A 21,818-nucleotide genomic window follows, 5' to 3' on the forward strand; every position below is an offset into this window, starting at 1 on the left:
AACTGTCAAGTGTGGCTACCCAGAGATCCCCCAAGCTGGACAAGACGCAGGTCGTCGACACCGCGCTGCGCCTGCTCAACGACGTCGGCCTCGACGGCCTCACGCTCCGCGCCATCGCCAAGGAGCTGAACGTCCAGGCGCCCGCGCTCTACTGGCACTTCAAGAACAAGCAGGAACTGCTGGACGAGATGGCGACGGAGATGTACAGCCGCATGACGGCAGACGACCCGCTCACACCCGACGCCACCTGGCGGGAGCGCCTGCTGACGTCGAACCGCGGACTGCGCACCGCGCTCCTGAGCCACCGCGACGGCGCCAAGGTCTTCAGCGGCTCACGCTTCACCGGCACGCTGCACGCGGTCGAGATGGAGCGGACTCTGCGTCTGTTCACCGCTGCCGGGTTCACGCTCACCCAGGCGGTGCGGGCCACCACGACCGCGTACATGTACACCCTCGGTTTCGTCACCGAGGAGCAGGGCGTTCAGCCCTTGCCGGGTGAGCGCCGAGAGGGGTACGACATCGACGAACGCGCCCGCCGGATGGCCGACTTCCCCCTGTCGGCCGCGGCGGGCGCGGAGATCTTCGAGGACTACGAGCAGCACTTCGAGGACGGTCTCGCCCTCGTGATCGCGGGGATCGAGGCGCGCTACGGGATGGCCTGAGCAGCTACTGGCGAACGGGACTCAGCAGCGCGTCGACGCCCCCGACCGCTTGGCGAGGTTGTCGTTGGGCATCCACCCCGACGTGTTCGCGCCCGCCACCCGGACGTAGTCCCCGCCGCGGCGGATACGGGCGGCGGCCTGCGCCTCCCGCTGCATGTGGACCCGCAGACCGGCCAGATCGGACGCGGAGGAGCCGGCGAAGGCTCTGAGGATCTTGACGGCGACCTCTCTGTCGAGCAGCTCGTCCACCGCCCGCGCGACCACCCCCATACCGCCGCGCCCGATCATCAAGGTGACCCGCCAGCGCCCCCGAGTACCTTGCCGATCAGCTCGCTGCCGTTCTTCTCCCCCCGTCGTCGCCGCACGCTCCATTCCATGACTCTCCGTCAATTGCCGTACCTGAAAGGCATGAGACCAGGGAAATGGGAACAGCGGGGAACTCGCGGCCGCCCGCTGGGCTCAGGTGCCCGGCTTACGGCCGTAGACGTAGACGTCGTCGCCCGTCTTCAGCAGGGACCAGTACTTCTTCGCGGTGGTACTGGTCATGTTGACGCAGCCGTGCGAGCCGGGCGGGTTCCACATGCTCACACCGACCGAGTGGAAGGCCTGGCCGCCGTCGAAGAACTGGCTGTAGGGCATGGGCACGTTGTAGATGCTCGACACGTGGTCGATGTGCCGCCAGTAGATCTTCTTCAGGCCGGTGCGGGTCTCGTAGCCGTCACGGCCGGTGCGCACCGGCACCGGCCCGTAGACGAGGTTCTTGCCGTCCTGGATCCAGCTGAGTTGAAGCGTCAGGTTCACGCAGGCGATGCGCCCCTTGTTGACAGGGCATTTGCCGTCTTTGTTGGGGTTGCTGCCTACAGCCTTCTGCTTGTTCATCAGGTCCATCACGCCCCACGTGACAGGCCCCGCGTAGCCGATGTTCGGGCTGATCCCGTGCTTGTTCTGGAAGGCCTGGACGGCCTTGCAGTCCGCGGCGGACTGCTTTCCGTCGACCGGCCGGCCGAGGAACCGCTCCACCTGCTTCTGGTAGGGACCGGTCGACGTCGTGCAGCTCGCGGCCTGCGCGGGCGCGGCGCCCAGCGCGAGTGTCAGCGGTGCGACGAGTCCGGTGATCCCCAGTGCGACGGCTCCCCGTCTGCGTATGTCCCCCATGGAAGGGCCTTTCCGGGCAGGGCGCTCGATGCGCCTGACGCGTTCTCTGCCAGGTAGACCGATTGCGGGTCTCGGTGGTTGCGGCCGTGCTCGGGCCGGGACCCAATGGTGACAATTCCGAAGCCTGCGCCAGTAAGGACTGTGGTGAAGGGTGTCAGAGCGGGGCGATCGCCGTATCGGTCGCCGCCTTGATCCGGGCGCCGAAGCCGTCGGCATTCCTGCGGGCGGCGGAGAGCACCAGGCCGACGAGGAGCTTGCCGATGCCGTGGCCACGCGGTCACATTCCGGGTACCCGCATGACCTCCGCGGTGGCCCCGGCGGGCACCCCGCCTGGCGGGACGACCGCGAGGCCGTCGGCGAACGCCAGCCCGCGCAGCATCGCCGGGCCGTCGAACGGGAGCGCTGCCACTTCGTGGTCCGTGCATTGCACCGGCAGCAGCCGGGTGTCCCGCGGGTGCCCCGGCAGCGGGGCGGCGGCGCGCATCCGGCAGGGTTCGGCGTCCGCGTGCCCGCCGAGGCGGCGCAGCAGCGGCGCGGCCAGTGTCACCGTCCCGGCGACGGCGGCAAGGGGGTTGCCGGGCAGACCGACCAGCCGGCGGGTCCGGCCGTCGGGGGTCGGCGGCAGCTCGGCGAGCAGCATGGGGTGGCCGGGCCGTACGGCGACGGAGTCGACGAGCAGGCGGGCGCCCACCTCTTCGAGGGTGGCGTGCAGGAAGTCCACCGGGCCGGCGGCGGTGCTGCCGGTGGTGACGACGACGTCGGCGGGCGAGTCGTGCACGGCCTCCCGCAGCAGCCCCAAGTCGTCCGCCACCCGGCGGCTGCCGATCACGTCGGCGCCGCAACTTCGCAGCCACGGCGGCAGCATGGGGCCGAGCGCGTCGCGCACCCGCCCGTGCCGGGGCAGGCCGGACTCCAGCAACTCGTCGCCCATTACCAGGAGTTCGACGATCGGGCGGCGGTGCACGGCGAGCCGGTCGTACCCGGCCGCCGCCGCGAGTCCCTGCACGGCCGGGGTCACCGTGCTGCCGGCCGGGATCAGCACCTCGCCCGCGTGGCACTCCTGGCCACGCGGCCGGATGTCCCGGCCCGGAGCCACCGGGCCGGGCCCGGTGGAGCGATCGTGCAGCGTGCCGCCCTCGGCGTCGAACTCCCCATATTCCCTTCGCAGCACGGCCGTTGCGCCCGTCGGCAGCCGGGCGCCGGTGGCGATGGGGACGGCGGTGCCGTAGTCGCTGAGCCGCGCGGACCGGTCGCCGGCGAGGACGGCGGCGCCGCCCACCAGCCACGGTCCCGGTCCGGCCACGGCCCAGCCGTCCATCGCGGACGTATCGAACGGCGGCAGATCGGTGAGGGCCGTCAGCGGTTCGGCGAGAGCGTGACCGAGCGCGTCCGCCAGGGACCGCGTGACGACGGGCAGCGGCTGTCCGACGCAGTCCCGTGCTGTCTGCCGGGCCTGTTCCCAGGCCATGTGGGTGTCTGCTGTCACTCCCGCTGTCCCGGTGCCGTCCAGGGTGTGCGTGCCTGCCGGGGTCATGCGGTGCCCGCGCTGTTCTCGGGCTCGGCAGCCCAGCGCTCGGCCAGCGCCGTCACCCTGCGGTTCGCCTCGGCGACGGCCTCGGGCCCGCCGCCCGCCTGCGCGGCGGCATAGCCGACCAGGAACGAGGTCAGTGGCGCTGCCGGGCGGGCCACACCATGGGCGACGACCTTGGTCATGTCGAGCAGTTCGGCGACATCGACGTCAAGGTCGACGCCGAGTTCGGACTTGACGTCCTCGATCCATTTACGCATCCAGCTCACCTTTGTTCGCTTGTTCCGCCCGCTGTCCGTCGTGGCCGTCAGCCGCCGATCGCCGACATCGGGCGTTCCGGGCGGCGGAACTCCGGGCTGTCGATCGCGTGGCCGGGGCCCTTGCCGCCGACCGAGGTCCGCCACGCCGCCTCCACCGTCGCGTCGTCGGCGCCCCGACGCAGCAGGGACCGCAGGTCGGACTCCTCGGTGGCGAAGAGGCAGTTGCGCAACTGCCCGTCCGCCGTCAGCCGCACGCGGTCGCATGTGCCGCAGAACGGTCGGGTGACACTGGCGATGACACCCACCAGAGCCTCCGTTCCGGCGATCCTCCATTCCTCCGCGGGCGCGTTGTCCTGCCGCCCGACCGGCACCAACTCGAAGCGCTCGCCGAGCCGGTCGAGGACCTCCGCCGCCGTGACCATTCGGTCCCGGTCCCAGGCGCCCTGCGCATCGAGCGGCATCGATTCGATGAACCTCATCCGGTAGCCGTGCCCCGCCGCGAACGCGGTCAGGTCGACGATCTCGTCGTCGTTGACCCCCCGCACCGGCACCGCGTTGATCTTCACGGGGTTCAGACCTGCGTCACGCGCGGCCGAGAGCCCGGCCAGTACGTCCTTGATCCGGTCGCGCCGGGTGATCTCGGCGAACCTCTCCGGGCGCAGCGTGTCGAGGCTGACGTTGACCCGGCTCAGCCCGGCCTCCCGCAGGGCGACCGCACTGCGCGCCAGGCCGATGCCGTTGGTGGTGATCGACAGTTCCGGAGCCGGGTCCAGGGCGGACAGGCGGGCCACCAGACCGGGCAGGCCCCGTCGCAGCAGCGGCTCACCACCGGTCAGCCGGACCTCGGTGATCCCGAGGCGCTCGGTGCCGATACGGACCAGACGTACGACCTCGTCGTCGGTGAGGACTTCGGCCCGGGGCAGCCAGTTCAGCCCCTCGGCCGGCATGCAGTAGGTGCACCGCAGGTTGCAGCGGTCGGTCAGGGAGACCCGCAGGTCCGTGTGGACCCGCCCGAAGCGGTCCACGAGGGGCGACGGAACGCGGGGAAGCCGCTCCACACGGTCGGGAAGCCGCTCCACGGTGGCCTGCCGGGACAGACCGGGATCGGTCGGATCGTCGCTGTGATCAAGCACGGTTGCGCCCTCCCATGAAATACCGGAAGCCGGGGTTGGTGAAACATTAGAGACCAGGCTTCGCGAATTATCCAGGGGCCGGAATCCGACACCTTTCCCGACGCCACCCATTCCTCACCCATCGATCAGCATCGGAAGGTCTCCCGGAGAAGTCAAAGAGGGGCTCTCGATGACATCATCGGTCGGGGCTATCGGACCTAGAACCCCAGGTGGGGCAAGGGATCCGTGGTGATAAGCGGCACCTATCAGGCGATCGGCAATGCCTCTTTGACGGCGTCCGTGGATTGCAGGAAACTTCTCTCTCGGCGATGAGGCGTAAACGTGACCGGCGCGCGTAGGTAAACCGCGTAGAAGCGAACACGGAAAACAGGCCGCCGGTTCCCGGGGACCCGTCCACCCAGGTGCATGGAAGAAAGAGGCAGACCAGATCATGAGCAGCAGCATCGAGGACCCGCTCGACGACCTGACGGTCACGCCCCCCAAGACCTGGGCGACGGGTCTGCCCGCCGTGACGCACGCGCTGGAGTACTCCCTCAGCCAGACGTCGCCGCGCCGCACCATGCTGACGCTGCTGAACATCAACCAGGCCAAGGGCATCGACTGCCCCGGGTGCGCCTGGCCCGAGCCCGCGCCGGGCAAGCGGCACATGAACGAGTACTGCGAGAACGGCGCCAAGCACATCAATGACGAGGCCACCTCGCGCCGCGTCACCCGTGACTTCTTCCGCGAGCACTCGATCGCCGATCTGGGCTCCAAGTCGGACTACTGGCTCAACCAGCAGGGCCGGCTGACCGAGCCGATGGTCAAGCGCCCCGGCGCGACGCACTACGAGCCGATCGGCTGGGACGAGGCGTTCGGCATCCTCGCCAAGGAGCTCAAGCAGCTCACCTCCCCTGACGAGGCCCTCTTCTACGTCTCCGGCCGCCTCAACAACGAGGCCGCGTTCCTCCTCCAGCTCTTCGCCCGCGCATACGGCACCAACAACCTGCCGGACTGCTCCAACATGTGCCACGAGTCCAGCGGCTCGGCCATGTCGGAGACCCTGGGGGTCGGCAAGGGCACGGTCTCGCTCGACGACCTGGAGAACTCCGACCTGGTCTTCGTCGTGGGCCAGAACCCGGGCACCAACCACCCGCGCATGCTGTCCTCCCTGGAGGAGACCAAGCGCAACGGCGGCAAGATCGTCGCCGTCAACACGCTCCCCGAGGCCGGCCTGCTGCGCTTCAAGCACCCGCAGCGCCCGCGCGGCATCATCGGCAAGGGCACGCAGATCGCCGACCAGTTCCTGCACATCAGGGCCGGCGGCGACCTCGCCCTGTTCCAGGCTCTGAACCTGCTGCTCCTGGAGGCCGAGGACGCCAACCCGGGCACGGTGATCGACCACACCTTCATCGAGAAGAACACCATCGGCTTCGAGGCCTTCGAGAAGCACGCGCGCCAGGTCACCTGGGACCACATCCACGACGCCACCGGCCTGTCCCGTGAGGAGATCGACGAGGTCTTCGAGCGCGTCATGAAGGCCGAGTCGGTCATCGTGTGCTGGGCGATGGGCCTCACCCAGCACAAGCACGGCGTCCCCTCCATCCGCGAAGTCATCAACTTCCTCATGCTGCGCGGCAACATCGGCAAGCCCGGCGCGGGCGCGTGCCCGGTGCGCGGCCACAGCAACGTGCAGGGCGACCGCACGATGGGCGTGTGGGAGCGGATGCCGCGGAAGTTCCTGGACTCCCTGGGCAAGGAGTTCGGCTTCACGCCGCCCAGCCATCACGGCCTGGACGCCGTCGACGGCATCCGCGCCATGTACGAGAAGCGTGCCAAGTTCTTCCTCGGCGTCGCCGGCAACTTCGTACGGGCCACCCCCGACAGCGAGGTCACCGAGCAGGCGATGCGCAACTGCAACCTGACCGCCCACGTCTCGACGAAGCTCAACCGTTCCCACACCGTGTGCGGTGAGACCGCGCTGATCCTGCCCACCCTGGGCCGCAGCGACAAGGACTTCCAGGCCACCGGCGAACAGTTCATCACCGTCGAGGACTCGATGAGCGACGTGCACGCCTCCCATGGCAAGCTGCCGCCGGCCTCCCCGCACCTGCTCAGCGAGGTCGCCATCATCAGCCGCATGGCTCTCGCGACCATCGGCGACAAGTACGGCATCCCGTGGCAGGGCTTCGAGGACGACTACGGCACCGTCCGCGACCGGATCTCCCGCGTCATCCCGGGCTTCGAGGACTTCAACGAGCGTGTCTCCGTGCCGGGCGGCTTCAACCTGCCCAACCCGGCCAACCGTGGCGTCTTCAACACTCCCAGCGGCAAGGCCGTGTTCACACAGAACGAGTTCACGATGCCGCACGTGCCCGAGGGCCACCTGCTGCTCCAGACGCTGCGCTCGCACGACCAGTGGAACACCGTCTGGTACGCGCCCAACGACCGTTACCGCGGCATCCACAACGCCCGCCGTGTCGTCATGGTGAACCCCGCCGACCTCAAGCTGCTCGGCATCGAGGACGGCGACATGGTCGACCTGGTCAGCGTCTGGCACGACGACAGGGAACGCCGCGCCGAGAACTTCAAGGTCGTCGCCTACCCGGCGAGCCCCGGATCCGCCGCGGCCTACTACCCCGAGACGAACGTCCTGGTCCCGCTGGACAGCGTCGCCGACATCAGCAACTGCCCCACTTCCAAGGGAGTTGTGGTGCGTCTGGAGCCCGTCGTCACTCCGAGCTGACGCGACACCGGGCACGCCCGGAGAGGTTCAGGGGTGCCGGAGTGCTCGTAGCGCCCGTCGTGACAGCGGGCCGAAGCACCGTGTTCAGATGGGTACTTGGCCGCATGCCCGCATCTCGCGCCGTCCGCCGTCCGCAGTCGGCTTCCGGCGGCCGCGGTGCGCGCCGCCGGGTGGGGCGCGCACCAGTTCACCCCGCTCGCGGTGTACCGGACGCGGGAGCACTGGCCCGCCGTCCCGGTCGCCACGATGTTCACCACCTGCCTGCTGGGTTTCCCGCCCGGTCAGCTGCTCGGCGGACCGGCTGGGCCAATGCCTCACGGTCCGGCCCCGGGCGCGTACCGCAGACGGCGCCGGAACCCGGAACCGCCCCGGTGGCGCCCCGCTTCACGGCAAGGCACAGCCGTCTGAGTCTTCCTTGATGGCACGGCCGCAGGACGAGGTCCGCCATGGGTCATATCGTCGACAGCATCGGAGTACTGCTCCGAGGAGAGGAGCAACATCATGGGACGCGTGACCGCGCGGCGGCGTGTGCTGCGAGTTCGGGACGGGGTGTCCTCGTACCGGCCCGACACCATGGCCGTCGAGGAGCCGATGGAGATCAGGGTGGGCGGCCGTGCGCTCACGGTGACCATGCGGACGCCGGGCGACGACTTCGATCTCGCGGCCGGGTTCCTGGTGAGCGAGGGCGTGGTGCACTCCGCCGGCGATGTGGCCGGGATCCGCTACTGCGCGGGCGCCACGTCCGACGGCGGCAACACGTACAACGTCGTGGATGTGGCCCTGGGCCCCGGCGTGGCCGCCCCTGACGCCTCTCTTGAGCGGAACTTCTACACGACGTCCTCGTGCGGGCTTTGCGGCAAGGCGAGCCTGGACGCGGTGCGCACCTCGGCGGCGTGGACCGTCTCCGAGGATCCGCTGCGCGTCGGTCCCGGGCTGGTGACGGCGCTTCCGGACCGGCTGCGGGCGGCCCAGAAGGTGTTCGACAGCACGGGCGGCCTGCACGCCGCCGCCCTGTTCAGCGCCGACGGGGAGATGCTGTGCCTGCGCGAGGACGTCGGCCGGCACAACGCTGTCGACAAAGTCGTCGGTCACGCACTGCGCGAGGGCCTGCTGCCGTTGCGCGAGACCGTTCTGATGGTGAGCGGCCGGGCCTCCTTCGAGCTGGTGCAGAAGGCGCTGATGGCCGGAATCCCGATGCTGGCGGCCGTCTCCGCCCCGTCGTCGCTCGCCGTGGACCTCGCCGCCGAGAGCGGCCTGACCCTGATCGGCTTCCTGCGCGGCACCTCGATGAATGTGTACACCGGCGCCGAGCGGCTGGCGCAGGTACCCGTGGCCTGATGTCCTGACCGGTGACTCGTCCGGTGGCCAGCGAGGCCGATTGGCTTTCCCCCGGGCCGTCGGGTAGACCCATGGCGTGCTGTTTCGCCAACTCGAATACCTGGTGGCCCTCTCTCGCGAGCGCCACTTCGCCCGCGCCGCCCAGGCCTGTTTCGTCTCCCAGCCCGCCCTCTCGGAGGCGATCCGCAAGCTGGAGGAGGAGCTGGACGTGCCGCTGGTCCGGCGCGGCCGCAAGTACGAGGGCCTCACGCCCGAGGGTGAGCGCATCGTCGTGTGGGCGCAGCGGATCCTGGCCGATCGCGACGCGCTCAAGGACGAGGTCGGCGCGCTGCGCACCGGGCTGAGCGGCCGTATGCGGATCGGCTCGGTCCCGACCGCGTCCGGCGCCGTCTCGCTGCTGACCGGCCCGTTCTGCGCGGAGCACCCGCTCGTGACCGTTGAGGTGATAGCGGATCTCCAGTCGCGGGACATCCTGAGGCAGCTGCAGAACTTCGAGATCGACGCCGGCATCACGTATCTGCCCGAGGACCTTGCGGAGCACTTCCACACCCTCCCGCTGTACGAGGAGCGGTACGTGCTCCTGATCACGGCCGTCGATGCCCTGGCTCATCGGACGACGGCGACGTGGGCGGAGGCGTCGCGGCTGGCGCTGTGCCTGCTCACCGACTCCATGCAGGGACGCCGGGTGCTGGACGAGGTGTTCGCCGAGGCCGGGACCCGGCCCTCGCCCCGGATCGAGACCGACTCGGTGGGCGCGCTGTTCGCCCATGTCAGGACGGGCCGGTGGGCGAGCGTCGTCCCGCACGCGTGGCTGCATGTCTTCGGCGTCCCGCACGGCATGCGGGCGGTGCCCCTCGTCGAGCCCGCCCGGACGGTGCCGGTCGGCCTGGTGGTCACGGCCCGCGAGCCGGGTTCGGTCATGGCCCGCGCACTGGTGGAAGTCGCCCGGCACACCGATGTGGCCGCCGCGCTGGAACGCCTCCCGGGGGATCCCGCGGTCCCGTAGACACGTCCGGCTACTCGCCGAGGGACACGACCGTGACCGTTGCCTGCCCGTCGGGCGCGTCATAGCTGACGCTGTCGCCGGCCCGGTGTCCCAGCAGCGCGCTGCCGAGCGGACTGTCGGCGGTGACCAGTGTCCGGTCGAGGACCGCCGCGCCCTCACCGATCTGGACGGTCGCCACCGAGCCGTCCGCGTACCGCAGCTCGACCGTGCTGCCCACGCCCACCACGTCCGTGCTGGGCGGGCCCGCGTCGGCGGCGCCGCGCAGGCGCACCTTGATCTCGTCGATCCGCGCGTCGAGTCGGTGGGTCTCGTCGGAGCGGATCAACTCGTCGGCCTGGTCTGCGTGGTCGCCCACCTCGGTGGTGTCCTGCAACGTGGCGGCGTCCGCGTTGCGTTCGGCCGTCACGTCGGCGAGTTCCTGCTCGAGTGCGCGGCGCTCGGCGGCGCTCATCGGTTCGGGCTCTCCGCTCATGCCTGCTCCCGTCGCTCGTCGTGGCCGGTGTGCGGGTAGGTCACCTGTCGTAGCGGGTCGGCGGGAAGGCCTCCCGCTGTGCCCGGGACATCTTGCCGCTCGGCATCTCGCCGCTGCCGACCTCCCGGTCGACCTCGTTCTGGATCTCCTCGTACTGCTTCGCGGGCCGCTCGGGCTTCTTCACGCGCAGCCCGACGCCCCGCAGGTCCTCCTGGGTGCGCCTTTCGAGCGCATCCACGTTGGGGCGCAGGGGCATACCCCGTCGGTCGTCGGGGTTGCCCTCGACGGCTCGGTTGGACTTGTGGTGATGGACCATGTGTCCTCCTTGGCTCAGGCGCCGTCAGGCGCGCCCGACCGGATCAGGCGTGGGGAGTCTGCTGCGCCTCGGCCGCGGGCGGTTCCTCCGCGGTGCCTTCGGCCTTCGCGTCCTCCGCGTCGTCCTTGCGCACGGTGCAGTGGATGGTGTCGTTCACCACGTCCGCGACGATGGTGTCCCCGGGCTCCGCGTCACCGCTCAGCAGGATCGACGCGATCCGGTTGTCGAGTTCGGCCTGGACCGTGCGCCGCAGCGGACGCGCGCCGAACTCCGGCTGGTGGCCGTGGGCGACGAGAAGCTTCTTGGCCGCGTCGGTGACGTCCAGGGTCATGCCCTGGCCGAGCACCCGGCGCTTGCTCTGGTCCAGGAGGTGGTCCACGATCTGCGACAGGTCGTCCTCGGTGAGGCCGTGGAAGATGATGATGTCGTCGATGCGGTTGAGGAACTCGGGCAGGAACCGGCCCTGCAGGTCCTCCATCAGATCGCCCTTGATCTCGGACACGTCGCCGTGGTGCGCGAGGATCCGGTGGGCGCCGATGTTCGACGTCATGATGATGACGCAGTGGCGGAAGTCGACCGTGCGGCCCTGGCCGTCGGTGAGACGTCCGTCGTCGAGAATCTGGAGCAGGGTGTTGAAGACGTCGGGGTGTGCCTTCTCCACCTCGTCGAACAGCACGACGCTGTACGGCTGCCGGCGGACCTTCTCGGTGAGCTGGCCGGCCTCCTCGTAACCGACGTATCCGGGAGGGGCGCCGACGAGGCGGGCGACGGTGTGCTTCTCCTGGAACTCGCTCATGTCGAAGCGGATCATGTGATCCTCGTCGCCGAACAGCAGGTCGGCGAGGGTCTTCGCGAGTTCGGTCTTGCCGACGCCGGTGGGGCCCAGGAAGAGGAAGGAGCCCACGGGGCGGTTGGGGTCGCCCATGCCCGCGCGGTTGCGCCGCACGGCCTGGGAGACCGCGGTGACCGCCTCGTTCTGGCCCACGATCCTCGAGTGCATCTCCGCCTCGAGGTTGAGGAGCTTCTCCTTCTCGCTCGCGGTGAGCTGGGAGACGGGGATGCCCGTGCGGCGGGAGACGACGTCGGCGATGTCCGCTTCGGTGACCGAGACGACGCCCTCGCGCCGCTCCTCGATGCCCGCGAGTTCGCCCTCCAGCTCGGCGATCTGCCGCTTGAACTCCGACGCCTTCTCGAAGTCCTCACCGGCCACGGCCTCTTGCTGCTCACGCCGCAGCTTGGCGATGCGGTCCTCGCAACTGACGACCTCGGTGGAGCGCCCGGCGCTGCGCAGCCGCACGCGCGCGCCTGCCTGGTCCATCAGGTCGATGGCCTTGTCCGGCAGGAACCGGTCGCTGATGTAGCGGTCGGAGAGCTCGGCGGCCGCCGCCAGGGCGCCGTCGGCGAACCGGACCTGGTGATGGGCCTCGTACGCGTCGCGCAGCCCTTCAAGGATCTGCACGGTCTGCTCGACGGTCGGCTCCGGAATCAGTACGGGCTGGAAGCGGCGCTCCAGCGCCGCGTCCTTCTCGATGTGCTTGCGGTACTCGTCGATGGTCGTCGCGCCCACGAGCTGCAGCTCACCGCGCGCGAGGGCGGGCTTCAGCATGTTGCCCGCGTCCATGGAGCCCTCGCCGGTCGCTCCCGCGCCCACGACGGTGTGCAGCTCGTCGATGAACAGGATGATGCCGCCGCTAGCGTTCTGGACGTCCTCGATGACCTTCTTCAGGCGCTCCTCGAACTGGCCGCGGTACTGCGCGCCGGCCACCATGCCGGAGAGGTCGAGTGAGACAACTCGCTTGTCCTTGAGGGTTTCCGGGACTTCGCCCGCCACGATGCGCTGGGCCAGACCCTCCACGATGGCCGTCTTTCCGACGCCGGGCTCGCCGATGAGTACGGGATTGTTCTTGGAGCGCCGCGAGAGGATCTCGACGGTCTCCTCGATCTCGTCGGCCCGCCCCACCACCGGATCGAGCAGCCCGGCCTTCGCGTCCTCCGTCAGGTCCCGGCCGTACTCGTCGAGGGTCGTCGCCGGCTTCTTGGCCTCCGCGGACCCTTCCGAGCGTGATGTCTGGTCCGCGAGGCTCTCCAGGCGGTCCGGGCTGAAGCCCTGCGCGCGCAGCAGTCGGGCGGCGCCGCTGTCGGAATCGCTCAGGAGCGCCGCGAGGATGTGCTCGGGGCCGATGTACGAGGCCCCGGCCACCTGCGAGTGCGAGTAGGCGGCCTGGAGCGTGCGCTTGGCCGCCGGGGTGAGTCCGGGCTCCGCCGACGGCTGGCCGGACTCCTGCGGGAGGACCGCGGCGACCTCCGTCGACAGCGCGTCGGGGTCCACTCCGATCTGGGAGAGCAGCTTCCGCGTCGGATCGATCTTCGTGGTCGCCCAGAGCAGGTGATCGGTGTCGAGATCGGAGGTGCCGTCCTCGATCGCTTTCCGAGCGGCGAGATTGAGGAGTTCCTGCGACGATTCTGTCAACAGCCGTCCGATCGGCACGCGTTGGACGGCGGGCGGTGAGGAAGCCGGCGACATTCCGAAGAACCGGTTGAACAAGTCGCTGAAGGGGTCGGACGAGCTGAACCCTGAACCGAAGGACATCGACATGCCAGCTCCTGATGCCGAGAGAGATTGGTTCAACTCAAGCGCGATGTCAGCTGGGCCGCAACAGCAGCGAAATCGACGCCCCTGAGCACCGGAATCACGTCAGTAAGGGAATGCGACCCAATGGCGTGGGCCTATTTGCGGACGTGAGGCCCGGGACGCAGGCTGTCGTCAGGGAATCCGGCGGGTGAGCGCCGCGAGAGTCGATGGAGTCGGAGAGCACATCATGCATGAACGCGCAGACGTCACGCGGTCGCATCCGGCACGAACTGCCTGGTGGGCCGGGGCCGATCCGGCATCGGAGCTCCAGCACCTGTGGGGCGAGGTGAGCCGTCTGCTGGAGCGCTCTTCACAGCCGGCAGGCCCTTCGCAGCACTGGATGCCCGTGGTGGAGGAAGAGGACTCGGGTGTCGCGTACGTGGTGCGCGCGGAACTGCCCGGTGTCCGTCGTGAGCGCGTGAACGTAGAGGTGGACGGCAGGGAACTGCACATCTCCGGCTCCGTCGAGGAAACCACGGACGGAAATGCTCTGCGTCGCCGGGCAGGGACCTTTTCCTATGGAGTTCGTGTTCCCGGCGATGTCGATATCGATCGCATCCAGGCGGATATGGCGGACGGCATTCTGACGCTGCGCCTGCCGAAGACCGCGGCGGTGACGCGGCGAACGATCGAAATCCGCGCCGAAGGCAGCGCCAAATAGGGGCTGAGCGGCGCCCTGCCCTTCTCAGTGTCCCCCTGCCCGGCCGGGACGTCCTGTCGGCGGGGACCCTCCACGGCATGCGCGTGGCGCCAGGCTTGGGCTGCTGACTCTGTCGTCCGTGCCACCGCCGATTCCCGGTCGTGCCACTCCGCGGCCGATGTCAGCCCGTCACGATTCCTGTGACGAGGTTGATGGTCGTGGCGAGGATGCTGGTGCCGAACACGTAGGACAGCAGGGAGTGACGCAGCACCACCGAACGGATCGTCGAGGACGAGACGTTGGTGTCGGACACCTGGTAGGTCATGCCGAGGTTGTAGCTGAAGTAGAGGAAGTCGCGGTACGCGGGCGGGTCGTCGTTGTTGAAGTCGATCCCGCCGGAGGCTGTGTAGTACAGGTACGCGTACCGCGTGGCGTACATCAGATGGAGCGCCGCCCAGGCCATGAACACGCCGCCCAGCGCGACGGCCGCCGCGGCGTGGCCGCTCTCGGACTTGCCGAGCAGGAGCAACAGCACGGTGGCGACCAGGCCGCACAAAGCGACACCGACGATCACGAGCTCGTCGGTGATGGGCTGGAAGTCCTCACGCCGGACGTTGGCGCGGGTGGCTCTGGCATCCATCGGCCACAGCACAGCCCAGCCCGCCAGCACGAAGACCAGCTCGGTCGCGGCGATACCGGAGAGGACACCCAGCGCGGCGTTGTTCACCACCGCGACGATCGCCCCGACCACCGCACCGGCAACCACGGAGACACCGAGCCGGGGAACCGCGGACAAGGGCAGCCATGTGCTCATGGACCAGCACACTAGTCTTTCCGCCACCGGCCAGCCTGGCAAAGCCCGCTGCGGGGGCACAGACTGGATTCAGCTCGATCCGGCCCGACTCGGCTCGCATCAGCTCGACTCGGCCCGACTCGGCTCGCATCAGCTGCGTTCGGATCAGAAACCCCGATCGGAGCCGGTGGTATATACCGGACATGCCTTCTTCCCGCCGCCCACCCGCCGCCGTGACCAGGCACGGTTGGCGGCCTGCCGTGGTCAGCGCGCTGCGCCTGCTCTCCCCGCGCGGCTCGCTCGCGCTCCAGCGGGCGGACGGGGCACTTCTCTTCGCCGTGCGTGGCGCCTTGGCGATGGCGCTGGTGGCACTGCCGGTGGCGATCGCGGGTCGGCCCGACCTCTCCGTGTACGCCATGCTGGGCGCCTTCACGACGACGTTCGGGCGCAATCTGCCCTACCCGCGCCGTGCTCGCGTTCTCGCGCTGGTGGCGGTGGCCATGACGGCGTGCGTGGGCTGCGGGTCCGCTCTCGCCGCCTGGGTCAATCCGGGGGCCGGGGGGTGGGGTGCCGCCGTCGTGGTCACGGCGACGGCGGTGGTCGCCGGGCTGGCGAAGCTGGCGTGTGACGCGACCCGGTTGAGCGGGCTCGGCGCGATGCTGCTGTTGTTCTCCTTCGCGGTGGCTGCCAACGGATCGCCCACCACCGCCGACGTCCTCCCGCAGACCGGGCTTGCCGCGGCCGGGGCTGCGGTCGCCTGGGTACTCGGGGTGTCCGGCTGGCTCGTGCACCCGGACCGGCCGCAGAGATTCGCCGTCGCCACGGCCCTGCGTGAGCTCGCGGGCCTGCTGACCGGGCCCGGAGGACCGAGCGGAGACGTACGGCAGGCCCGGCACGGCACGACCGTCGCGGTGCTCCAGGCGTACCACTCCCTCGGTCTCGCGCCTCCGACGCAGGCGAACCAGGCAGGCCGGGACGGAATCTTCGTACGCCTCACCGACCTGTCCTGGTCGCTGCTGATCAACTCGGCGCGGCAGCCGCCGGCTGACCCTGCCGCGACGGCGGAGCAGCTGCTCCGACAGGCTGGCGTCCTCACCGAGCGGCGCCGCCGACCGCCGCCACTCCTGCCCGAGCTGTCCCTCGCGTCTCCTGCGGCGCGGGACAGCGAGGACGCGCCCGTGACTCCCGTGGCCCCCGCCACCGGACCGGGCCAACCTGTCACCTGGCGCGCCACCGAACTCCTGACGGGGCGACGCGCCGGCGGCCCCGAACACCGCGCCGTCCTCGCCGTTCCCGCGGTGCGGATGGTCCTGGGCACCGGGATCGCCGGCGGGCTGGCCGTGGCCGGGGGGCTCGAGCACAGCTACTGGGCGTCGATCTCCGCCGCCGCCGTGCTGCACTCCGTCAACCTGCGCACCACGGCCCAGCGCGCCGTCCAGCGCACCCTCGGCACGGTCGTCGGCCTGCTCCTCGCCCTGGGCGTGCTGGCCACAGACCCGGAGCCGGTGGCGCTGGCCTGCGTGATCGTGCTCCTCGAATTCCTCCTCGAGTACTTCGTCCCGCGTAACTACGGCCTTGGCGTCGTCTTCCTCACCCCGCTGGCCCTCCTGATGAGCGACCTGGCCGCGCCCTCCCCTGCCGGGGAACTCGTCACTGACCGTGTGCTGGGCAGCGTGCTCGGCATCGTCGTCGGGCTCGTCTGCGCGCTTCTGGTCGTCCACGACCGCGCCGCGCTGCGGGTCGAGCGTGCGCTGGCCGCCTGCACGCAGGCATCCGGTCACGCGGAACGGTCGCTGGCCGAAGGTTCGGGGCCTCAGCTTCCGGAGGTCCAGGTCCAACTGGTGCTCGCAGTGGTCGAGTTGCGTGATGCCGACGACGCCGCCGCGGGAGAACTGTGGCCCGCGGGGATCGATCCCGCCGAACTCGCCGCCGCCGAGCAACGTGCCTACCGACTGCTGGAGCGCCTCCACCACCAGCGCTGACGACCGGCGTCCGACGCGCGCGGGGCTCCGGCCTCGGGCTAGCGTGGTGTGATGCGCCATGAGGTGTCCGACGCCCATACCGCGATGGCGGTGGGAAGCGGTGACCTGCCCGTTCTCGCCACCCCGTGGCTGATCGCGTGGATGGAGGCGGCCACCGTGCGGGCCGCCGCTCCCTTCACGACGCCCGGCCGGACGACGGTCGGAACCGGTGTGCGCATCAAGCACCTTCGTGCCACACGGGTGGGTGCCTGGGTCGACGTCCTCGCGGAACCGCCCGCAGAGGCGGAAGGCCGACGGCTCACCTTCCTCGTACGGGCCGTGGACAGTACGGGAGAGCTGGTCGCGACGGGCGAGATCGACCGGGCGATCGTCGACCGGCAACGCTTCCTCGCTCGGGCGTCCGCCCAGGGCTCCGGGATCAATCAGGGTGAGCGTGGGGGCCTTCCCTGATGGAAGTGCTCGGCGCCGACGGCAAGATCGACGTCATGACATTCCCCTCGAGACGGTCCCTGTTGGCAGGCAGTGCGGCGGCGGGCGCGCTGCCGGCCGGCGCGGGACATGCTGCCGCGCATACGCGGACGCGGATGTTCTCCACTCGCGATCAACGGCTCCGTCGGGTTCTCGCGTACATCCAGACCCCGCCGGCGCCGCCGGAGGACATGACCAACCGGGTCGTTTCCGTTCTCACCTCCTGAACTATCGGCGTACCTTGTAGCGGAGGTGCAGTACGCGGTCGCCCTGGATCACCACGTGGGGGTCCTCGAGGAGATGCTGGGCGTCGACGGGGCCGAAGTACCGTTTGCCGGAGCCGAAGACGACGGGCACGACGTCCATGGCCACCTCGTCCACCACACCCAGGGCGAGTGCCTGCCCGCCCACCTCGCCGGCGGCCACAGCGACGGTGCGGTCCCCCGCGAGTTCCCTGGCCTTGGCGACCGCCCGCGCCACGTCGTCCACGAAGTAGTACGACGCCTCGGGGTGCCAGCCCTCAGGCCTCGGCCGGTGGGACACCACGACCACGTGCTCCCCCGCCGGCGGCGACCCCTCCCAGCCGTTGGTGATGTCGAACAGGTGCCGCCCGATCACCATCGCCCCGATACCCGCCCACATCGGCCGGACGTACTCGGCCGAGACCTCGGACACCGACACCTTGTCGTTCACACCGATCTCGGCGTCGCCGTTCGAGTACCAGTCGAAAAGGGGGCCGACCTGATCCTTCGAGTCGGCGATGAAACCGTCCACGGAAACGACGTTGTGCATCACTACGGCGCCCATCACTGCTCCCAGGTGTTCCGACATGTGCCGCGAGGACTTCTGGCCTTCGTACATATATGGACCGAGCACGCCCCCGGGACTCATCGCCCGACGGATGAGGTACGCGGGCGGCCGCACCGTCCGCGTACCTCACCGCCGGGAGCCACGGGTCTCAGTCCCTTTCGACGTCGATGTTGGTCAGCCGTGCGTAGCGCTGCGGGTCCCGGCTCCGGATGCGCAGGGCGATGTAGATGCCTGCCGCGAGGACCACGGGCAGGGGTGCCAGGAGGACGGCGTTCACCGTCCCCGAGGCGCCAGTCAGAAGGTCGAAGTGGAGGACCGCCAGGACGGTGAGGAGCGCGAGACCGGCGAACGCGATCAGCGGGGACCAGACCACCCGGGCGGCCGACATGCCCCGCCGGTCCCGGCGGAAGAAGGCCCACACGGCGAGGGCCGCCAGGGCCTGCATGACCATGATGCCGAGGACGGCGATGCTGTTGGTCCAGATCAGGACCTGGGAGAACGGGTCGGCGGCCAGCGCCGCGCCGACGACGATCACCAGGAGGTTGAAGACGGTCTGCGCGCTCACCGCGATGCCCGGGGAGCCGTGCCGGGCGGAGACGACGCCCAGTCGTCGCGGCAGGAGTCGTTCGCGTCCGAGGGCGTAGAGGTAGCGCGCAGCGGCGTTGTGGAAGGCGAGGGTGGCCGCGAAGGCGCTGACGATGACGAGGGCGTGCATGGTGTCGGACAGCCAGGCACCCACGTACAACTCGCCTGCTTTGAAGGTGAGTTCGGGGCCGGCCGCGGCGCGGGCCATGGCCACCGCCTTGTCCGTGCCGAACGCGCCCATGATGAGCCACGCGCCGACGGAGTAGAACAGGGCGAGGAATCCGATGGCGATGAAGGTGGCGCGCGGGACGGTGCGGCTCGGTTCACGCGCCTCCTCCGCGTAGATGGCGGTGGCCTCGAAGCCCGTGAAGGCGCCGATCACGATGACGAACATGCCCGCGATCCCGCCGGTGGCGAGCGTGCTCGGGTCGAAGGAGTGCGCGTCGAGGGCTGCCGCGCCCCGGTGGCCGAGAATGCCGCCGTCCATGATGAGCAGGGTCAGCACTTCGAGGATCAGTGCGACGCCGAGGACCTTGGCGCTGAGGGTCACTCGGAGCCAGCCGAGCACGCCGACGGCGAGGACACAGATACCGGAGAACACCCACCAGGGGATGTCGGCTCCGGTCGCGTCGTGCACCGACCCGGCCGCGAAGTAGCCGAAGGCCGCAGCGACTCCGGGTGTGATGAGGTTGTACGACACGACGGCGACGTAGGCGATACCGACGCCGAGGGTGCGGCCGAGGCCGCGGGCCACGTAGGCATAGAAGGCGCCGGCGTTGCGGACGTACAGGCTCATGGCCGTGAAGCCCGCGGCGAAGAGGACGAGCAGTGCTCCTGAGATCAGGTAGCCCAGCGGGGCGCCGGGGCCGCCGATGGCTATGGCGATGGGCGCCACGCCGGCGAGCACGGTGAGCGGTGCGGCGGCTGCGACGACGAAGAAGACAAGGTCGAAGGTACCGATCTGTCCGGAGGAGAGACCTCCGTCGGTGCCCTGCCGGGCCTCGCCGGGTTCGGGTCTGCCGGCGGCTCCCGCGGCGGGTTCGGCTGTGGACTGCTGGATGCTCATCGCTCCCCCTGCGGGGCAAAGGCGTCGCCGCCGGTAACGGAAATGGCGGGGAAGTCCGGGAAGTCGGTCTCGGGTGCGGGTCCGACGACCCGTCCGCCGTGCAGGACCAGGAAGCGCCGCGGGTGGGCCGCGACCGCTTCCGGTACGCCGCCCGCCGCGATCACGACGAGGTCCGCGCGGCAGCCGGGGGCGAGGCCGTAGCCGGTGAGGCCGAGTGCCGCGGCAGCCTCGTCGGTGATCATCGAGGCCGCGTGGCACAGTTCCGCGTCGCTCATCAGGTCACCCTGGAGGCCGATGATGGTGGCGCGTTCGAGCATGTCGGCGGTGCCGTAGGGCCACCAGGTGTCACGGATGTTGTCCGAGCCGGCGAAGACGCGGACGCCGTGGTCGCGCAGGCGCAGCACGGGCGGCATGGAGTGGCGGGGACCGTTGGTCATGATCGCCACTCCGGCCGCGGCCAGGGCGGTGGCGGTGCGGTCGAGTTCGGTGGCGTCGACCTCCCCGAGGGCGTAGGCGTGGCTGACGGTGACGGTGCCGTTGATGCCGAGCGCCGCCGTGCGCTCCGCGATGTCCCGTAGCTGCCGGGTGCCGGTCACGCCTCCGTCGTGCAGATGGATGTCGATGCCCGTGCCATGGCGCTCGGCCAGGCCGAAGACGATGTCGAGCTGGCCGTCCACGTCTCCGTCGAAGCCTGCCGGATCGAGGCCGCCGATCAGGTCGGCGCCCTCCGAGAGTGCCGCGTCGAGGAGGTCGGCGACGCCGGGCGCGGTGACCACGCCGCTCTGCGGGAAGGCGACTATCTGGATCCCCAGCCGGTCGCGGAATTTCTCCCGCACCTCGACCAGGGCGTGCAGGCCGTCCAGGCGCACGTCCGGGTCGATGTCGACGTGCGACCGTACATGGCCGGTGCCGAGGGACACCATGCGGTGCGCCAGGGCCGTGGCCCGGTCGGCCACCGGTACGCCGGTGGAGACGCGCAGGGCCCGTTCGTTCGCGATGTGTTCGCGCAGCGTGGCCGAGGTGGGGTGCGGCTGCCAGGGCCCGCCGAGCAGTGTCTTGTCCAGGTGGGCGTGCCCGTCGACGAGCGCGGGCAGGACGAGAGCGCCCCCGAGGTCGATACTGCCGGGACCGGCCGCGGGCCCTCGGCCGGTGTCGGCCCTGTCGGGCTGGTCGGCCCTGTCGGGCTGGTCGACCAGAGCCGTGACCCGGCCGTCCGCGAGGTGGATGTCGGCACGCCGGCCATCGGGCAGCGTGGCGTTCCTGAGGACCTCGGGGGCGAGCGGGATCGACGGGGTGTCGGCGGGATGCGACACGACTTCCTCCAACTGTTCGTTCGGTGCCCGGCACGACTGACCAGCCGGTCGCGAATCCGGCGGAACGCTGCTGGTGAGCGGCGGGCAACGACAAGCTAACTGGTATACCAAATACCAGGCAATGGTCTGTGGGATCTTGTTTCCGCGGTCTGCGATGATCAGGAGCACCCCCGGGAGCGGCCACGGCCGCGCCCGCTCGCCACTGAAGAGGACTCGATGACCACCCGCGCTGACCGCCGCCCCACGATCGGTGAGACCCACCAGTCCCTGAGAGAACGGGTCTACGTGGAACTCCGCGAGCGGATCATCGAGGGAACCTTCCCGGCGGGCATGCGACTGGTGGAACGCGAACTGGCGGACCAGCTGGGTGTCTCCCGCATCCCCTTGAGGGAAGCCATGCAGCGGCTCGAACAGGAGGGGTTCCTGACCGTGCAGGCCAGGCGCGGCTCCGTGGTCACCGACTTCGGCGCGCAGGACGCGACGTACCTCTTCGACGTCCGCGAGAACCTCGAAGGCCTGGCGGCGGGACTCGCCGCGCGCCACGCCACGACCGCCCAACTACGCACGATGAAACGGCTGTTGGAGCGCAGCCGCAAGTCCTCCGACGCGGGGCGGCTGCGCCAGGCCGTGGCCCACAACGCGGACTTCCACCAGCAGATCGTCGAGGCATCGGGCAACCCGCTCCTTCAGGAACTCATGGCACCCCTCGACGCGCGACTGCGCCGGCTCTTCCGGCTGACCTCCGACCTCAACGACGGCGATCCGATGTGCGGGGAGCACGAGCGCCTGTACGAGGCGATCCACGACCGCGACGCGGCCCGGGCGGAGGAGCTGGCCCGCCACCACGTGGCGGGCACCCGCGACTCGGCGCTGCGCTACTTCTCGGACGCGGCGACGCAACTCTCCGACAAGGGGTCAACTTGACCCGGCCCTA

Annotated in this window: 21 protein-coding genes; 9 read left to right on the top strand and 12 right to left on the bottom strand. The window is 70.0% G+C overall.

What is annotated here, in order from left to right:
- The first annotated feature begins 11 nt into the window (after positions 1–11).
- Positions 12–662, top strand: coding sequence for a TetR/AcrR family transcriptional regulator (locus tag OG758_RS06650; protein WP_326709098.1), 651 nt, complete (start codon positions 12–14; stop codon positions 660–662).
- A gap of 21 nt (positions 663–683) precedes the next feature.
- On the opposite strand, the gene OG758_RS48845 is transcribed toward OG758_RS06650, so the two are convergent.
- The 5 genes from OG758_RS48845 to moaA all read right to left on the bottom strand — a co-directional run bounded on the left by OG758_RS48845 (position 684) and on the right by moaA (position 4,663).
- Positions 684–932: a hypothetical protein gene (locus OG758_RS48845; RefSeq protein WP_382061338.1), complete on the bottom strand. Its 249-nt coding sequence runs from the start codon at positions 930–932 to the stop codon at positions 684–686.
- Positions 933–1,121: 189 nt separating this feature from the next.
- The gene (locus OG758_RS06660) at positions 1,122–1,817 is read right to left on the bottom strand and encodes a L,D-transpeptidase family protein (RefSeq protein WP_326709099.1); all 696 of its coding nucleotides are present in this window, start codon (positions 1,815–1,817) and stop codon (positions 1,122–1,124) included.
- Between the two features lie 277 nt (positions 1,818–2,094).
- Positions 2,095–3,351: a molybdopterin molybdotransferase MoeA gene (locus OG758_RS06670; RefSeq protein WP_442810265.1), complete on the bottom strand. Its 1,257-nt coding sequence runs from the start codon at positions 3,349–3,351 to the stop codon at positions 2,095–2,097.
- On the bottom strand, positions 3,348–3,605 hold the full coding sequence (locus tag OG758_RS06675; RefSeq protein WP_382061341.1) for a DUF6457 domain-containing protein: 258 nt from the start codon (positions 3,603–3,605) through the stop codon (positions 3,348–3,350). Before OG758_RS06675 ends, OG758_RS06670 begins: the two co-directional genes overlap by 4 nt.
- Before the next feature lie 47 nt (positions 3,606–3,652).
- Positions 3,653–4,663, bottom strand: coding sequence for a GTP 3',8-cyclase MoaA (moaA, locus tag OG758_RS06680; RefSeq protein WP_326715830.1), 1,011 nt, complete (start codon positions 4,661–4,663; stop codon positions 3,653–3,655).
- A 505-nt stretch (positions 4,664–5,168) separates the two neighbouring features.
- Here moaA and OG758_RS06685 point away from each other — a divergent pair.
- From OG758_RS06685 to OG758_RS06695, 3 genes are all read left to right on the top strand, one after another.
- Positions 5,169–7,463, top strand: a complete 2,295-nt coding sequence (locus OG758_RS06685; protein WP_326709100.1) for an FdhF/YdeP family oxidoreductase — start codon at positions 5,169–5,171, stop codon at positions 7,461–7,463.
- Between the two features lie 501 nt (positions 7,464–7,964).
- The gene (gene fdhD, locus OG758_RS06690; protein ID WP_326709101.1) at positions 7,965–8,801 is read left to right on the top strand and encodes a formate dehydrogenase accessory sulfurtransferase FdhD; all 837 of its coding nucleotides are present in this window, start codon (positions 7,965–7,967) and stop codon (positions 8,799–8,801) included.
- 76 nt (positions 8,802–8,877) lie between these two features.
- Positions 8,878–9,807, top strand: a complete 930-nt coding sequence (locus OG758_RS06695; RefSeq protein WP_326709102.1) for a LysR family transcriptional regulator — start codon at positions 8,878–8,880, stop codon at positions 9,805–9,807.
- 10 nt (positions 9,808–9,817) lie between these two features.
- Here OG758_RS06695 and OG758_RS06700 read toward each other — a convergent pair whose 3' ends face one another.
- The 3 genes from OG758_RS06700 to OG758_RS06710 are packed head-to-tail and all read right to left on the bottom strand — an operon-like array spanning position 9,818 to position 13,191.
- Entirely contained in the window at positions 9,818–10,279 is a 462-nt protein-coding gene (locus OG758_RS06700) for a GreA/GreB family elongation factor (RefSeq protein ID WP_326709103.1), read from the bottom strand.
- 40 nt (positions 10,280–10,319) lie between these two features.
- The gene (locus OG758_RS06705; RefSeq protein WP_326709104.1) at positions 10,320–10,595 is read right to left on the bottom strand and encodes a hypothetical protein; all 276 of its coding nucleotides are present in this window, start codon (positions 10,593–10,595) and stop codon (positions 10,320–10,322) included.
- Between the two features lie 43 nt (positions 10,596–10,638).
- Positions 10,639–13,191, bottom strand: coding sequence for an ATP-dependent Clp protease ATP-binding subunit (locus tag OG758_RS06710; protein WP_326709105.1), 2,553 nt, complete (start codon positions 13,189–13,191; stop codon positions 10,639–10,641).
- A 223-nt stretch (positions 13,192–13,414) separates the two neighbouring features.
- Here OG758_RS06710 and OG758_RS06715 point away from each other — a divergent pair, with 223 nt between their 5' ends.
- Positions 13,415–13,888, top strand: a complete 474-nt coding sequence (locus OG758_RS06715) for an Hsp20/alpha crystallin family protein (protein ID WP_326709106.1) — start codon at positions 13,415–13,417, stop codon at positions 13,886–13,888.
- Between the two features lie 160 nt (positions 13,889–14,048).
- Here OG758_RS06715 and OG758_RS06720 read toward each other — a convergent pair whose 3' ends face one another.
- Positions 14,049–14,681: a DUF1345 domain-containing protein gene (locus OG758_RS06720; RefSeq protein ID WP_326709107.1), complete on the bottom strand. Its 633-nt coding sequence runs from the start codon at positions 14,679–14,681 to the stop codon at positions 14,049–14,051.
- A gap of 182 nt (positions 14,682–14,863) precedes the next feature.
- Here OG758_RS06720 and OG758_RS06725 point away from each other — a divergent pair, with 182 nt between their 5' ends.
- Genes OG758_RS06725 through OG758_RS06735 form a run of 3 tightly spaced genes read left to right on the top strand, consistent with a single transcriptional unit; the run spans position 14,864 to position 17,337 of the window.
- Entirely contained in the window at positions 14,864–16,642 is a 1,779-nt protein-coding gene (locus OG758_RS06725) for an FUSC family protein (RefSeq protein ID WP_326709108.1), read from the top strand.
- A gap of 51 nt (positions 16,643–16,693) precedes the next feature.
- Complete coding sequence (locus OG758_RS06730; RefSeq protein WP_326709109.1) at positions 16,694–17,092, top strand: thioesterase family protein; 399 nt, start codon at positions 16,694–16,696, stop codon at positions 17,090–17,092.
- Positions 17,093–17,097: 5 nt separating this feature from the next.
- Positions 17,098–17,337, top strand: coding sequence for a hypothetical protein (locus OG758_RS06735; protein WP_326709110.1), 240 nt, complete (start codon positions 17,098–17,100; stop codon positions 17,335–17,337).
- A gap of 1 nt (position 17,338) precedes the next feature.
- Here OG758_RS06735 and OG758_RS06740 read toward each other — a convergent pair whose 3' ends face one another.
- The 3 genes from OG758_RS06740 to OG758_RS06750 form a co-directional block, all read right to left on the bottom strand.
- The gene (locus tag OG758_RS06740; RefSeq protein WP_326715831.1) at positions 17,339–17,917 is read right to left on the bottom strand and encodes a dihydrofolate reductase family protein; all 579 of its coding nucleotides are present in this window, start codon (positions 17,915–17,917) and stop codon (positions 17,339–17,341) included.
- Between the two features lie 151 nt (positions 17,918–18,068).
- Complete coding sequence (locus OG758_RS06745; RefSeq protein WP_326709111.1) at positions 18,069–19,571, bottom strand: APC family permease; 1,503 nt, start codon at positions 19,569–19,571, stop codon at positions 18,069–18,071.
- On the bottom strand, positions 19,568–20,884 hold the full coding sequence (locus tag OG758_RS06750) for an amidohydrolase family protein (RefSeq protein ID WP_326709112.1): 1,317 nt from the start codon (positions 20,882–20,884) through the stop codon (positions 19,568–19,570). Before OG758_RS06750 ends, OG758_RS06745 begins: the two co-directional genes overlap by 4 nt.
- Before the next feature lie 216 nt (positions 20,885–21,100).
- Here OG758_RS06750 and OG758_RS06755 point away from each other — a divergent pair, with 216 nt between their 5' ends.
- Positions 21,101–21,808: a GntR family transcriptional regulator gene (locus tag OG758_RS06755; RefSeq protein ID WP_326709113.1), complete on the top strand. Its 708-nt coding sequence runs from the start codon at positions 21,101–21,103 to the stop codon at positions 21,806–21,808.
- Positions 21,809–21,818 lie beyond the last annotated feature (10 nt).

The sequence above is a fragment of the Streptomyces sp. NBC_01474 genome (genome assembly GCF_035918215.1).
Lineage (GTDB): Bacteria > Actinomycetota > Actinomycetes > Streptomycetales > Streptomycetaceae > Streptomyces > Streptomyces aureus.

What these genes read in the sequence shown, in the direction of transcription:
- OG758_RS48845 (WP_382061338.1), bottom strand. Translation starts at nt 932, where the DNA reads ATGGGGGTGGTCGCGCGGGCGGTGGACGAGCTGCTCGACAGAGAGGTC.
- OG758_RS06660 (WP_326709099.1), bottom strand. Translation starts at nt 1,817, where the DNA reads ATGGGGGACATACGCAGACGGGGAGCCGTCGCACTGGGGATCACCGGA.
- OG758_RS06670 (WP_442810265.1), bottom strand. Translation starts at nt 3,351, where the DNA reads ATGACCCCGGCAGGCACGCACACCCTGGACGGCACCGGGACAGCGGGA.
- OG758_RS06675 (WP_382061341.1), bottom strand. Translation starts at nt 3,605, where the DNA reads ATGCGTAAATGGATCGAGGACGTCAAGTCCGAACTCGGCGTCGACCTT.
- OG758_RS06685 (WP_326709100.1), top strand. Translation starts at nt 5,169, where the DNA reads ATGAGCAGCAGCATCGAGGACCCGCTCGACGACCTGACGGTCACGCCC.
- fdhD (WP_326709101.1), top strand. Translation starts at nt 7,965, where the DNA reads ATGGGACGCGTGACCGCGCGGCGGCGTGTGCTGCGAGTTCGGGACGGG.
- OG758_RS06700 (WP_326709103.1), bottom strand. Translation starts at nt 10,279, where the DNA reads ATGAGCGGAGAGCCCGAACCGATGAGCGCCGCCGAGCGCCGCGCACTC.
- OG758_RS06705 (WP_326709104.1), bottom strand. Translation starts at nt 10,595, where the DNA reads ATGGTCCATCACCACAAGTCCAACCGAGCCGTCGAGGGCAACCCCGAC.
- OG758_RS06710 (WP_326709105.1), bottom strand. Translation starts at nt 13,191, where the DNA reads ATGTCGATGTCCTTCGGTTCAGGGTTCAGCTCGTCCGACCCCTTCAGC.
- OG758_RS06715 (WP_326709106.1), top strand. Translation starts at nt 13,415, where the DNA reads ATGCATGAACGCGCAGACGTCACGCGGTCGCATCCGGCACGAACTGCC.
- OG758_RS06720 (WP_326709107.1), bottom strand. Translation starts at nt 14,681, where the DNA reads ATGAGCACATGGCTGCCCTTGTCCGCGGTTCCCCGGCTCGGTGTCTCC.
- OG758_RS06725 (WP_326709108.1), top strand. Translation starts at nt 14,864, where the DNA reads ATGCCTTCTTCCCGCCGCCCACCCGCCGCCGTGACCAGGCACGGTTGG.
- OG758_RS06730 (WP_326709109.1), top strand. Translation starts at nt 16,694, where the DNA reads ATGCGCCATGAGGTGTCCGACGCCCATACCGCGATGGCGGTGGGAAGC.
- OG758_RS06740 (WP_326715831.1), bottom strand. Translation starts at nt 17,917, where the DNA reads ATGGGCGCCGTAGTGATGCACAACGTCGTTTCCGTGGACGGTTTCATC.
- OG758_RS06745 (WP_326709111.1), bottom strand. Translation starts at nt 19,571, where the DNA reads ATGAGCATCCAGCAGTCCACAGCCGAACCCGCCGCGGGAGCCGCCGGC.
- OG758_RS06755 (WP_326709113.1), top strand. Translation starts at nt 21,101, where the DNA reads ATGACCACCCGCGCTGACCGCCGCCCCACGATCGGTGAGACCCACCAG.